General features: G+C 36.3%; 12 protein-coding genes, 1 tRNA gene and 1 pseudogene. 7 read left to right on the top strand and 7 right to left on the bottom strand.

The features are described from left to right. The first annotated feature begins 94 nt into the window (after positions 1-94). Positions 95-931 (top strand): DUF1460 domain-containing protein, encoded by an 837-nt coding sequence (locus ACFIKY_RS04060; RefSeq protein ID WP_375644799.1) that lies wholly within the window; start codon positions 95-97, stop codon positions 929-931. A gap of 1,303 nt (positions 932-2,234) precedes the next feature. Here the strand turns inward: ACFIKY_RS04060 and ACFIKY_RS04055 are convergent. Next, positions 2,235-3,143, bottom strand: coding sequence for a cation diffusion facilitator family transporter (locus tag ACFIKY_RS04055; RefSeq protein ID WP_375661436.1), 909 nt, complete (start codon positions 3,141-3,143; stop codon positions 2,235-2,237). Between the two features lie 764 nt (positions 3,144-3,907). Here ACFIKY_RS04055 and ACFIKY_RS04050 point away from each other — a divergent pair. After that, a complete protein-coding gene (locus tag ACFIKY_RS04050; RefSeq protein ID WP_375653014.1) occupies positions 3,908-4,717 on the top strand; it encodes a TrmH family RNA methyltransferase in 810 nt (269 codons plus the stop codon). A gap of 272 nt (positions 4,718-4,989) precedes the next feature. Here ACFIKY_RS04050 and mnmA read toward each other — a convergent pair whose 3' ends face one another. Further along, the gene (mnmA, locus tag ACFIKY_RS04045; protein WP_015856674.1) at positions 4,990-6,219 is read right to left on the bottom strand and encodes a tRNA 2-thiouridine(34) synthase MnmA; all 1,230 of its coding nucleotides are present in this window, start codon (positions 6,217-6,219) and stop codon (positions 4,990-4,992) included. 139 nt (positions 6,220-6,358) lie between these two features. Beyond that, on the bottom strand, positions 6,359-6,562 hold the full coding sequence (locus ACFIKY_RS04040) for a hypothetical protein (RefSeq protein WP_375644802.1): 204 nt from the start codon (positions 6,560-6,562) through the stop codon (positions 6,359-6,361). Between the two features lie 45 nt (positions 6,563-6,607). On the opposite strand from ACFIKY_RS04040, the gene ACFIKY_RS04035 reads away from it, so the two are divergent. Next, positions 6,608-6,883, top strand: coding sequence for a DUF1153 domain-containing protein (locus tag ACFIKY_RS04035; protein ID WP_015856675.1), 276 nt, complete (start codon positions 6,608-6,610; stop codon positions 6,881-6,883). A gap of 130 nt (positions 6,884-7,013) precedes the next feature. Here the strand turns inward: ACFIKY_RS04035 and ACFIKY_RS04030 are convergent, their stop codons facing one another. Further along, complete coding sequence (locus tag ACFIKY_RS04030; protein WP_015856676.1) at positions 7,014-7,400, bottom strand: hypothetical protein; 387 nt, start codon at positions 7,398-7,400, stop codon at positions 7,014-7,016. A 565-nt stretch (positions 7,401-7,965) separates the two neighbouring features. Between ACFIKY_RS04030 and ctrA the strand changes: the two genes are divergently transcribed. Beyond that, the gene (ctrA, locus tag ACFIKY_RS04025; protein ID WP_015856677.1) at positions 7,966-8,667 is read left to right on the top strand and encodes a response regulator transcription factor CtrA; all 702 of its coding nucleotides are present in this window, start codon (positions 7,966-7,968) and stop codon (positions 8,665-8,667) included. A gap of 223 nt (positions 8,668-8,890) precedes the next feature. On the opposite strand, the gene chpT is transcribed toward ctrA, so the two are convergent. After that, positions 8,891-9,529: a histidine phosphotransferase ChpT gene (chpT, locus tag ACFIKY_RS04020; protein ID WP_375636132.1), complete on the bottom strand. Its 639-nt coding sequence runs from the start codon at positions 9,527-9,529 to the stop codon at positions 8,891-8,893. 216 nt (positions 9,530-9,745) lie between these two features. On the opposite strand from chpT, the gene ACFIKY_RS04015 reads away from it, so the two are divergent. Both ACFIKY_RS04015 and ACFIKY_RS04010 read left to right on the top strand, forming a co-directional pair. Continuing rightward, a complete protein-coding gene (locus ACFIKY_RS04015) occupies positions 9,746-10,342 on the top strand; it encodes a DUF1134 domain-containing protein (RefSeq protein ID WP_375636131.1) in 597 nt (198 codons plus the stop codon). 27 nt (positions 10,343-10,369) lie between these two features. After that, positions 10,370-11,012, top strand: a pseudogene (locus ACFIKY_RS04010) (hypothetical protein). Positions 11,013-11,336: 324 nt separating this feature from the next. Here the strand turns inward: ACFIKY_RS04010 and ACFIKY_RS04005 are convergent. Continuing rightward, complete coding sequence (locus ACFIKY_RS04005; protein WP_375636130.1) at positions 11,337-12,455, bottom strand: DegT/DnrJ/EryC1/StrS family aminotransferase; 1,119 nt, start codon at positions 12,453-12,455, stop codon at positions 11,337-11,339. A 49-nt stretch (positions 12,456-12,504) separates the two neighbouring features. Continuing rightward, positions 12,505-13,461 carry a Gfo/Idh/MocA family protein gene (locus tag ACFIKY_RS04000; protein ID WP_375636230.1) on the bottom strand — a complete coding sequence of 319 codons (957 nt, stop codon included), beginning with the start codon at positions 13,459-13,461 and terminating at the stop codon, positions 12,505-12,507. A gap of 163 nt (positions 13,462-13,624) precedes the next feature. Here ACFIKY_RS04000 and ACFIKY_RS03995 point away from each other — a divergent pair. Next, a tRNA-Met gene (locus ACFIKY_RS03995) sits at positions 13,625-13,701 on the top strand. Positions 13,702-13,850: the final 149 nt, after the last annotated feature.

Genomic DNA, 13,850 nt, shown 5'->3' with positions numbered 1-13,850 from the left:
CGTTAAATCTAATGATAATCATGATACGCATTTTAAAAATAGCACTTTTAGAAACAGTTAGTCATGAATTGTTAATGCAAAAATGGTGTATAGAATGCGAAAAATATCCCTATTAGTTCTCATTTTAATATTGGTAACAGGATGTGATGTTCAGGATTCTGATTCACAAGAGAGTATTTTAGGAAATAAAATAAAAACACAACAAACAACCAACGTAAACTTAGATCCTTATACTCTAAATAAATTAAATGCTCTTCTCAAAAAACGTTCAGAAACAAATTATCAGGAAAAAGGGGCACTAATTGGCTTTCTTTCTGAAGCTTTTTTAGGGACACCTTACCAAGCAAATATGTTACATGGCTCAGAAAATACACCAGAAAAACTGATTATTGATTTTAGAGGCTTAGATTGCTTCACTTATCTGGATTATGTTGAAGCATTGCGCAAATCAACATCCCAACCAGAATTCATAAATAACGTCATAAAAACGCGTTATATTAACGGTAATGTTCATTTTTTAAATCGCAAACATTTTTTTACAGACTGGGCTTATAGAGAATATAAACTCGCCACTGATATTACCGCTGAAATAAGTCCCCTTGCGGTAAAAATAGAAAAATATCTCAACAAAAAAGCTGATGGTGAAAGCTATCTACTTGGGTTGCCAGTTGTGAAACGCACGATAACATATATTCCAAGCAACTTTATTAATGAGGAGGTTATAGGTCGTTTACAGTCTGGTGATTTTATTGGTATTTATACGAAACTTGCTGGATTGGATGTAACACACGTAGGCTTCTTTATCATGACAGATAAAGGTCCAATGTTAAGAAATGCTTCTTCACGAAAAGCAAACGAAAAAGTCGTTGATTCTCCTTTTATGGATTATGTTGCAAAAACACCAGGAATCATTGTTTTAAGAGCTCTTTAATAACATCATAGTGATATGAAATATCTTCTCTATTCTTAAAATAAATACTGTAGTTATTCAGGTAAACATCTAACTTCGTTCAAGCTATACGGATACAATATATTTGTTTACAGTTTTAAGAGAAAAAAGTCGTTTTGATCTAACTTCGTTTATAGGTATGATAAAATCACTTGTGACGAAATCACGGATTTGTGATCACTTTTACTGGTTAAACGATAAAGACAGGCAAAACTCTACTATAGTATCACACTTTCCTTTCATATTCTCAACCAAGAGTTATCTATAGATTACCGCTAATCTGATCTTTACGAATATAACACAAAAGACATAAACGAACGTTTGTAAAATAAGTAAAAGTAAAGCCAGATATGTTTGGTTGTTGTCTCATAAAGTATTTTATAAAAATTCGATCTATCTCTCTAATTTATTGCGTATAAATTTTTGACTTTATAGCATTATTTTCCTCATAAAGTCTTTGCTTTTTCTTGTTGTCTATACATTAAAATAGCCCTGATATAGCAGCATATTTATGATTAGGATGCACCAGTACTGTACGCGTCATTGTAAAGTTTTTGATGCTAGATTGGAATGAAAATATGAAGGCATCAATTAAAAACCAGTATCTATCTTTAGCATCATTCTTTAGTTCAGCTTTGCGATTTTCTAAAGCAACGACAATAATATCCTTTAAAGAGTAGAGATATGAGCATTATTTTTTGTTTTTTTATTCTTTAATGAGCCCCCTATCCTTCATGCAATAAAGAACATTTAAAATAGAACACATTTTATCGATAAAACAACACATTTATTAGCAACAATAACGATGATTGATCTATGATCACAAACTTTAAAATTTTATTCATAACTTTTATATAAAACTTATAATTAAATCTCATTAAACTTATTACAAAAGCTTCATTCCTCTTCGCCCTAAGAAACAAAATATCTACCCCCGACAGTCTGTAAACAATCCGTTCTCTTAAGTGAATTTAAGCAGCTAACCATTTCATGAGATTCACTTACACAAGAATACACCGGCAAGCCCTATTTTGAATATTTACTCCACACTCTAAAAACACTTAATAGATCAAATTTTATATGCCTTATCTCCCCCCACCTTAAATGACAGTATTTTAACGAAATAGAATAAATCTTGCCTTAAATACTCTGTTTAACCTTTTATAATTGATTGATGCAAAAATTAAATCAACGAAAGAGATTCATTGTATTTTCGAGAGGTATGAATCGCCCCATCATAAAAAACAATCTCCATAACATGACAGGCAATTTGAAAAAAATCTTTCTATATAAAAGGTACCACCGTTGTACCGGGAGGCAATTTTGCCTCATCTTCAGGCTCGACATGAATAGAAATACGCACATTATCAAATTCTTTTTGAAGAACACCTTCGATTTTATCACAAATCTTATGTGCTTCTCCTACCTGCATTACAGCAGGCACAACCAAATGAAACTCTATAAAAGTAACCCTCCCAGCAACACGCGTCCGTAAATCATGAACCTCAAGCGCACCAGATGCATTTGCAGAAATCAGCTCCCGAATCCGCATGCTTTCATTCAATTCAACGCCGACATCCATTAATCCCTGAATAGCATTTCTAATCACCTTCCAGCCCTGTAAGAGAATATTAACGGCAACGATTATCGCTAAAATTGGATCTAAAACTCCCCATCCTCCTACAAAACCAGCAATCAGACCAATTAAAATTGCAAGCGAAGTAAAAACATCTGTTATAAAATGGACTCCATCAGCTTTAAGAGCCGGTGAGCGATGATGTTTTCCCTGCCAAATAAGGACCATTCCCCACATACAATTTATGACAGTTGCAATAAGATGAATAACAAGCCATATTCCAGGCTTCTGCAATAATTGAACGGTAGAAAGAGCTATCCATGCTTCTCTTAAAATAACAATTGCCGCAATAATAATGAGTATCCCTTCAAGAATTGCGGAAAAATATTCCGCTTTATGATGCCCAAAGGGATGATCCTGATCCGCTGGCTTCATACTCACTTTAACAGCCCACCATGCTGCCGATGACGCAAGGATATTAACTATTGATTCCAATGCATCAGAATAAAGTGCAACCGAACCTGTGATGTGATATGCCCAATATTTCAAAGCAAAAACAATACACGCAATAAAAATAGAGTATAAAGTTAAGCTTTGTATATTGATTTTTACATCCATGAGCCTCATCCTTTTCTTCACGAAATAGGGAATTAATATTTTCAACCATATCATTATACTTTTGGCATATCGACGATATTTCCTCAATATTACAGAAGCTTCATCATACAATAAACGCCCCAGCTCACCATTATTATCGTAAAAACTGCTCAGTTACACGAACAGCACCAATAAAGGAAGAAGAAAGGAAAATAATAAACAAAGAGCTTTCCCAAGAGCAATCAAACACATCATCTTCATTATTAATCGTTTTCTGAATAACTTAAAGCCATTTCACATCTCATAAACAAAAAACTTGTTTTTGCTCAAATGTATCATGATCATGCGTTATTTTTCAGTCTTATGATGTGCATTATAACCCATCTATAAGCCATCTTTGCACCTTAGAAAAATATCTTAGCGCTCTACTGTAACCTTACAGATCAACTGGATTTTAAAATATGATTTACTAAAAAATTGAGATATAAAAAAGAAGAACAGTGATACCCTCAAAAAAAGAATCTGGGCATTGGGGACCCAGATTCTTTTCCCTTAGAAATTAAGGGCATACAGAACTTGGGAAATAGCGGGGACCCAAGACACTGCACCCGATACGAGAAAAATATATGATTCCGTACCAGTGTTTTTATACTATACCTATGGTTGTATATTGTCAACATAAATTCTACCATAAGTTTTAAAATAATGTTTTTTTATCTCTTTTTTTTAAATAAAATAAATTCTAACATCTGGAAATCATAAGAAAAAAGCACTAAAAATCTCGCATGCATTTGAATATCATAACAATCAATGAAACAGATGATCCACGCCTAAAAGCCTATCATAATATCCGTGAAAAAGATCTTGTTGGACGGCAACATCAATTTATTGCTGAAGGCAAAGTAACCTTGTCCGCATTACTGCACTCGAAAGAGTTTTCTGCCATCTCACTGCTCATCGTAGCAAACCGTCTCTCTGGACTTCTACCGCTTTTAGAAAAAACACAGCCTCTATGTCCCATTTATTGTGTTCCACAAAAAGTCATGGATAATATCACCGGCTTCCATGTTCATCGTGGTGTCTTGGGTATTGGTAAACGCAAAACACTGCCATCCTTACAAAGTTTTCTACAACATCTTCCAGAAAAAGCTTTGATTCTTGTTTTATGTGGTATCTCGAATCACGATAATATGGGATCAATTTTTCGTAATGCAGCAGCCTTTGCCAGTAATGGCATTATTGTCGACAAAACCTCATGCGATCCACTTTATCGTAAATCAATAAGAGTTTCTGCCGGCGCTGCTTTAAAAGTACCCTATACGCAAAACGCTGATATAAATGACATTATAGCTGCTCTAAAGGATAAAAGATTTCATCTTTATGCACTCTCCCCTTCTGCTTCACACACTCTCAAGCAAGCCAACAAAACTAAAAGAATGGCACTTATTTTTGGAACAGAAGGCGATGGCTTACCGCCCCATATACTACAACAATCAAAAACCTTACGTATTCCCATGACTAACGGTTTTGACAGCCTTAATGTTGCCACAGCCTCAGGTATTGCACTTGCCCATTTTACCAACTTTGACCACTAAAAATGATAACACTTTAAGTTGTAAAACATATCCAATGTTGTATGTTATTCATCAGTCCCAATAATGTTGCTGTTCCCTAGCATTTGAAAGCATTGATTAAAAAGCATTTTATATTTTTCTTATCAATGCTTTCCACACCCTAACCCCGCTCATGACGTGCAAAAGACATAATTTTGATGGATCCAATCATAAAACAAACTCTCAATGAGAGAACCTTCTGGAAGTCTCTCATTCAAGTTTAAGGTTAAAAATTATCGTTATAAATCAATTGACTATGTTTTATGAAGCTGTTGTTTTAGTTCAGAGGAAACAGAATCTTTTGTTTCGAGATTACATAAAACGCGCTTCAACATCATTTCAGTATCGGCCGCACGTTCTGAATGTGTTACAAATCCTCCCCCAAGAATACGTGCCTCATGACCATTTCCATCATAAAGAACGCAAGCTTGCCCTGGTGCCACACCATTTTCACATTCCAATAAATCAACGGAAAAAATACCTTCTTTATAATGTAAGCGCGCAAGGTGAGGTGGACGCGTTGAACGCACCTTTACAGCTACCTCAATACCTTGAGAAGGAAATTTATCTAACGATTCATCACCAAGCCAATTCACATCACGTAAAAAAAGCTTATGTGTTTCTAACATTTCACGCGGTCCAACAATAACACGTGCATTTTCCACATCAAGATAAACCACATAAAGCGCTTCACCCGTTGACACCCCAATACCACGACGTTGACCAACCGTATAATTAACAATTCCCGAATGTTTACCTAAAATCTTTCCATCAATATGGACAATAACGCCAGGATTAGCTGCTTCTGGACGCAGTTTTGCGATAACATCTGAATATTTTCCTTGTGGAACAAAACAAATATCCTGACTATCATGCTTATTGGCAACCACAAAGCCCATTTCTGCTGCCATTTCACGAACGCGGGCTTTTGGAAGGTCACCAAGTGGAAAACGCAAATAATCAATCTGTTCTTGTGTCGTTGCAAAGAGAAAATAACTCTGATCACGATCATTATCAAGAGGACGAAAGAGTGCTCGATGCGCTCCGTGGGAACGCGAACGAATATAATGTCCCGTAGCCAAAGCATCTGCCCCCAATTCACGTGCTGTTGCTAATAAATCAGCAAACTTAACCGTTTGATTACATGCAATACATGGTACTGGTGTCTCTCCATGAGCATAGCTTTCTGCAAAAGGGTCAATAACAGCTTCGCGAAAACGCTTTTCATAATCAAGAACATAATGCGGTATTCCTAATGTTTCTGCAACGCGGCGAGCATCCTCAATATCTTGTCCTGCACAACATGCCCCCACCCGATGCGTTGCTGCCCCGTGATCATAAAGCTGCAACGTAATGCCAATAACATTATACCCTTCCTTTTTCAAAAGACCTGCAACAACCGATGAATCAACCCCCCCCGACATTGCAACAACAATGCGAGAATCCTCAGGTTGTCCTGGTAAATCAAGACTGTTTAAAAACATGTATTCATTCTCTATTTAATGCTCTGTTTAATGGCTACCCATATGTTAACATTTTGATGTACGCTCTTCAGCACTTTTACACGATTGATTGTCTTTATATTGTTTTTTTATCTTTTCCACAACCATAGGCATTACTTTCTTAAAGGCTGCTGCAAACAAAAAAAGAATGATAGAAATAAGGCATAATGGCAATCGTTTGGGAGAAAACCTTTTTTGCTCTTTTTAAAATCTGAAAAATATTACAAGAAGCTCTTCTACACACTTCACTTAAACTTCTTTTTACGTGCTCAATCACTTTATTAATTTTTTCTTTCAGCGTGTTTAGCTCTTTTTTAAATTTCATGCTCTATAAACGAATCAAGTCCTTGACTAAAGGTAGAGGATACGAATGACCAATTTGATAAAAACACAAATGAAATATGTTATTGGGCCAGATGGAAGTCCGCTTACAATTGCCGACCTACCGCCGCAAACAACACGACGCTGGGTGATTCGTCGCAAAGCTGAAGTTGTTGCGGCTGTCAGAGGTGGATTGTTAAGTCTTGACGAAGCGTGCCAACGTTATACTTTGACTGTAGAAGAATTTCTTTCATGGCAAAGTTTGATCGATGAACACGGTTTAGCGGGATTACGAACGACCAAGATTCAAAACTACAGGCATTAAGTTGCCATTAATTACGATTCGATAACATAAAAAAACTTATAAAACAGCCAAATTTGATAAAAATTTGGCTGTTTTATACTATACCCAAAAGATAAATCTGAAAGAATGGATTTTTCAATAATTGCTTTTATCATCCAACCATTGAATTAGATTGAATCAAAATATCCTCATCATCCGCAGCAATCTTCTTTTCTCGTGCTTCCAAAAGCTGTGCACGTTGCAGCTCTGTATTAGCTTCATGGAGAGCAATTTCAGCGTTTGTTTTTTGAAGCTGTAAATCACGAATTGAATTGATCAGATTATCACGTCTTTGCCGCGCTGCACGCGCAAAAGCAGAATAAGCGAAATGGTGAACATCATTGTTTCCAGATTTACGTTCTTCATGAGTAATCTGTGCTTCCAGCTCTAACACCATTCGTTCAAATTCTGCGATCATCATCTCAAGCTGTGCAATTTCACGGCGTTTTCCACGCACTTGAAACATCCTCAATCGCACCATATTTTCTCGCGGCTTCATACTCACTACTCCTTGATTGCGCCAACTCAAAACTCGCATTCACACCCAATAAATATCTTTTAGTTATATGTCTATCCGACAAAAACAGTCTATTGACTTGAAATTATAATAATTTTCGCCTTTCATTAAAGCATCTGAAAATACAATCTGCTTTAAAGAGCAATAACTATTTCTTTACTTTTCCCTCCATTATAAAATGAAGAGGTTTAAAGCTCAGTAAATAAACACTGAAATTGTAAAAAAGTAATTTATAATGCTCTTTTACAAATTTTTTTAAGTTAAAGTTTATAGAAAAAGCCGTTCTTTTTTTATTATGTTAAAAAATATGCGATTTTTCTAAAATAATTTTGTAGCCTCTTTCAAAAATAAAAATATTTTGTTAACCACTATCATGGATAGTGGGGAATTTAGTAGTGATTGTTACGCGTACTACTGAAATATACATAAACACTTTGTTATAAGTGTTTGATTTCATGAATTGTTTTTATAACAGTGGCTTTGCTAACTGATTATAAAATAGAAATGCTCCTTATGATTCGTGAAGGAGCGAAGTGAGGGATCTAAAATGCGCGTATTATTAATTGAAGATGATAGAGCAGTTACTCAAAGCATTGAGTTAATGTTAAAGTCAGCTAACTTTAATGTTTATATCACTGATCTGGGTGAAGAAGGTATCGATTTAGGAAAACTCTATGATTATGATATCATTTTGCTTGATCTGAATTTGCCCGACATGTCAGGATATGATGTCTTGCGGACTCTAAGGTTGGCAAAAATAAAAACTCCTGTCCTAATCCTTTCTGGTATGAATGCCATTGAAGACAAGGTCCGTGGTTTTGGCTTTGGAGCTGACGACTATATGACGAAGCCTTTTCATAAGGATGAACTCATTGCACGTATCCATGCAGTTGTTCGTCGTTCTAAAGGGCATGCACAATCGGTTATTGTTACCGGTGATCTCACTGTTAACCTTGATGCAAAAACCGTCGAAGTTGCAGGGCGCCCCGTTCATTTAACCGGAAAAGAGTATCAAATGCTAGAGCTTCTCTCTTTACGTAAAGGTACCACCCTTACTAAGGAAATGTTTCTCAATCATCTCTATGGTGGAATGGATGAACCAGAACTAAAGATTATCGATGTTTTTATCTGTAAATTGCGGAAAAAATTGGAAGCAGTCTCTTCTAGTGTAAATTACATTGATACAGTTTGGGGACGTGGTTATGTATTACGTGATCCAGTTGAAGAGAACGTACGAAAAACCGCTTAAGCAGTGAAAATGCACTTTGTAAAATCTCGGAGTGTAGCGGGCCGAGATTTTTTCCCGAGATCTGTTCTCTGTTAAAAGTAGAAAACTCGCACACCAAGAATCTCATATAGAAAGCGCTTAAAGCTTAAGAAGTAACCACACAGAATTTACACATATAACCCTATTGCTCATAAGTTCAATCGAAGCCACTTTTCCCAACACGGCTTAAGCGCTTCTCTCTTATTCAAAGCTTTTTTACACTTTCTAAAACAATACAATGATCACTTTCATCAATATTTATTTTCATCTCTGTCATCTGAGAAAGTAACATTGTGTAATAAAATTGGATGACATGTGCATCAATAAGCTCTTCTTGAACTTCTCCACGAAATAACGCAAGAAAATGAGGGGGTATACGGAGAGTTTTACCGAAAACCTCAAATCGAAAAGAACGTTTATTTTCTTCTTGCAAAATCATAACAACAATTTCACCACCACGAGAAACTGTTGCGTTTGCAATCAATAATAAATTAAGCAAAAGTTTAACTTCATCTTTTGGTAACAATAAAGAAGAAGCTTGCCATTTTAAAGTTGCTTTTTCTTCTTTCATATATTGTTGAGCAACCTGCTCTGCAGCCCGTGTATCTATTTGTCCTCCACTTGCACCAGCAAAACCAAAAGCCAATCGCGCAAATTGTAGACGTGCAGCAGCACTCGCAACGGATAAACGCACCAATTGTAAAGCATCTTCTTCAGCTCCTCCTTCATCATAAAGCTCCATTGCATTTTGAATAGCCCCCACAGGTGAAATCAAATCATGGCAAATGCGACTACAAAGCAAAGCAGCAAGATCCATAGGCTTCAAAGAAATATCTAACTTCATAATGATTGAAAACTCCTAGATTCAAAAAAACAAACTTTATTTTAAAGAAAAACTCTTAATATCTGATGCATAGTAGGAAACATTAACAATCATGCTAAAAAAAATTCAGAAATAAATTCAAGAATTTAAATAACCTTATATCTTATTTTTTATTTGAATAGAATGAAAATTCTAATATTATCTTTTTGTTTATCACTAATAAAAGGAGAAAACTCCATGGCTCTCTCTCTGCTCAAATACTGGTACAAAAATATTATATCTTTAATCCTCCTTTTATTCATCACCATAAACACTGCAGATGCTCAACTACAACCAATAGAGCAAAATGAACCCCATTATTCACTCCAAGAAATTATTGATTCTGGTCATCTTTTTTTTGGAAAAACAGCTAGTGGTCTGGCTGTTGCAATTCAAAATATTTTTTCACAATACGGTTATCCCAATGCCTATATTTTAGGAGAAGAAGCTTCTGGTGCCTTTTTTGCTGGATTAACCTATGGCGAAGGAAAGGTTTTTACCAAAAGCTATGGTCAACATAAAGTTTTTTGGCAAGGTCCCTCAGTAGGATGGGACTTTGGCGGCCAAGGCTCCCGTTTAATGATCTTAGTTTACAACCTTAATAGCATAAATAATTTATGGAAACGCTATGGTGGTATTTCAGGTTCGGCCTATTTAATTGCAGGTGTTGGTTTTCATGTCCTCAAATACCATAATACCTTGTTAATCCCAATACGTACAGGAATCGGCGCACGCCTTGGTATCAATATAGGATATTTAAAATTAACACCTAGACCGACATGGAATCCGTTTTAAACGTATTCTTATTTGAAAAGGGGTATTATGCTTATTCAATCGTTTCTTTTTTTTATTCTTGGAGTTGCTTTCACTTCTTGGGTACTGGTGCTTTTGTCTCCTTTTATTTGGCGTAAAGCCGTTCATTTTGCGTATAAAGATGTTTGTGCGCAAATGCCATTATCACTCGCGGAAATAGAAGCAAATCACGATTTTCTTCGTGCACAACATGCTGTAGAATTAGCAAAAAACCAACAAAAGTACGAGTTTTTGCAAAAAAAATACGCCCAACAAAAAATACAACTGAGCCAAATAACAGAACAATTTTATCGGCTATGCCTCCCCATACAAGACACTCTCACCAAAGAAGCGATAGCAATCAAACAAAATATCGCCACAATACACACTTTCAAAGGAAAGAAAAATGATGCGTGAAAAAATCGCACACTATCAGCAACGTTTACAAAAAATCCAAACTCATGAGCTTGACACGACTGCTAACCACCAATTGCTGGAAGAACTCCGTGAAGAAACAAAAGAACTTGCAGCAACATTGGCAGCTCAAATAGCGCTACAAGAAGGGAATACATCACCCATCAATACATTGATTCAAAAATCAAAAAACAAAAATGACCTCGCATCACGTATTCGCAAAAAAATCACTTGTCTCTCCAAAAGCTCTGTTAAATAAGTTATCTTTTAAAACACCTTGAATGAAGAGTAAAACCAACAAAGGTTCATTGTAACTTTCATAACCCAAATCCTTTTTATTAAACGTGACTTTCTTGCTAAGCTAAACGACAAAGTTTCTTAACCCATACCGTTCTGTTAAAAAGCATCTTCTTGTCTAGCAGATTCCACTTGCTAATCATATCACCGCCCTAAAGGACAACATTTCATAGGTCCTAGAAAGCAAATAATACCAAAAACATTGGTCACACGCTCTAACAAAAATACCTTCTAAGATGGGTCACCAATAGAGCTCTTACGATAATTTTAAGGATAAAACACGCTCTCAAGAGTGATAAAAATCTCTTATTTTTTGGATAATCATATCCTGATCCGTTTGTGTCAAGTAAGGATGCATTGGTAAACTTAAAACACACTCTCCTAAAGACTCTGAAACAGAAAGGGAATCTTTTACATAAGGAAAGTGTTTATAAGCTGGCTGTTGATGTAACGGAGTTTTATAATAAATCATTGTAGGGATAGATTTTTTTTGTAAAAAATCTTTTAATTTATCACGTTCCTTTACCTTAATCGTATATTGTGCATAAGCAGAACGAATATTTTCTCCTATTTCTGGAACTGTAACAATATCTCTTAAGCCATTGGAATAGCATTGAGCAATTTCTACACGCTTTTCCATTTCATCTTCAAAGATCGCAAACTTTTCTAGTAAAATTGCAGCCTGAATGCTATCTAAGCGCGAATTCATGCCAATACGTACATTGTCATATTGCGTTTCACCTTTACCATGAAACAAAATAGAGCGTAAAAGTTCTGCAAAATGATCATCATTGGTCATCATAGCGCCTCCATCGCCATAACATCCTAATGGTTTTGCAGGATAAAAACTTGTAGCAGCCACATCACCAAAAGCACCGCACATAGTATTACCGCTTCTTCCACCCATAGATTGAGCAGCATCTTCAATTACAAAAAGATTTTCCTTTGCAGCCACTTGAGCAATTTGCACATAGTCAGCAGAAAGCCCAAATAAATCAACAGCAATAATAGCCTTTGGCTTTAAACGTCCCTCTTTTTTTACCATTTCGATAGCGTAAGAAAGTTTTTCAACATCAATATTGAATGTATCAGGTAAAACATCAACAAAAACAGGCTTAGCCCCCACTAAAGCAACCACTTCAGCCGTTGCTGAAAATGTAAAACTAGGACAAAACACAGCATCCCCTGGACCAATATTTTTAGCCATAAGAGGCATCTTCAAAGCATCTGTTCCATTAGCACATGCAATCACATGTTTAACGCCAAGATATTCTGCCAATTTCTCTTCAAATTCTGTTACTTCTGGTCCCAAAATATACTTACCACTAGCGACCACATGTGCAATTGCAGAATTAATTTTATCTTCAATACGCGCACGCTGCGCCCCAAGGTCGATGAATTGCATATTAACTCCATTGATCATCACAAGAATGCAAAAGCGCTACCTATCTCTTTTATCTATCATAATTGACACCAGCAGCTGTTAAAATCCGTAAAACCGCAATAGCATCATCACCATTTGTACAAGGTGATTGACGCGTTTCAATACAATGAAGAAAGTGCCGTAATTCGCAAGTAAGCGGCAAATCTTCACAAACATCAATATAATTCAGCTCATCCATGCTAAAAGCCCACTCTTGATTTTCTTTCCAAACGGCAAAATGGTGCATTGCCAATTTACGGCTCCACGGTTCCATATCATCAAAAACGAGCATAGCTTTTGTTCCAACAACAGTTAAACGTCTCTCACGATAAGAACTCAAGCGTGAAGTAAAAAGATGACTACGCACACCATTTGGAAAAGTCATATGAATATGAGAAAAATCAGAAATCTGATCAACGACAGCAGCCCCCTCACCGCGAATTTCGGAAGGTTCACACCCTGTCAACGCCAAAATCATTGAGAGATCATGAGGCGCAAGATCCCATAAAGCATCGCTGTGTGTGTGAAATTTTCCAAAGCCTAATCTATGAGAATAAATATATCGCACATCTCCCACTTCTCCGTTTTTCACCAATTCACACATTTTTTCAAAAGCCGGATGAAAACGTAAAATATGGCCCACCATAAAAACTCGCTCATAAGCCTCAGCCTCCTGAACTTGGCGTTTAGCATCAGAAACATTCAAGGCTATTGGTTTTTCCACCAAAACATCTTTACCATTTTTAACAGCACGGAGCACATTTTGCGTATGCAATTGTGGCGGCAGAGCTAATACCAGCGCATCAATATCTCGATGCGTAAAAAGATCATCTGGTGTAACAAGCTCTACACCATACATCGTTGCAAAACTAGCAGCACGATCATTATCAATATCAGAGACTGCTGCCAAAGCCCCGAGAGAATGGAGTGTCCGTATATGATTTTCACCCCAATGACCGCATCCTAAAACCGCTACACGTGGCACCATTTTCATGCCTTACCCTACTTTATCATATAAAATTACACTTTTACATATCGAGGATAAAATAGAATGACAAGAGAAAAGCTTAAAAACGATGCTTGACATCTTACTATTCTACCCCTTATATCCGCAAAAGATGTAATTCTTTACAATTATGATTGCTTATTTTGGCGGAGTAGCTCAGTAGGTTAGAGCAGAGGAATCATAATCCTTGTGTCGGGGGTTCAAATCCCTCCTCCGCTACCATTACTTTTTTTGTTGTGTAGTTTTAGCTTGTCATTGGTGTATGTATGTAGCTTGCCAGCGGGTTTTGTATATTTTGCCACTAGGTTTTGTACCAATTTATTTTTTCTCAAAGAGTTTTTAAGTGGTTCTCAAAGGGTCTTCAAAGACCT

It is taken from the genome of Bartonella sp. CR127HXZ (assembly GCF_042194555.1).
In the GTDB taxonomy this organism is placed as follows: Bacteria; Pseudomonadota; Alphaproteobacteria; order Rhizobiales; family Rhizobiaceae; genus Bartonella; species Bartonella grahamii.
This window is presented reverse-complemented; position numbering and strand designations above follow the sequence as displayed.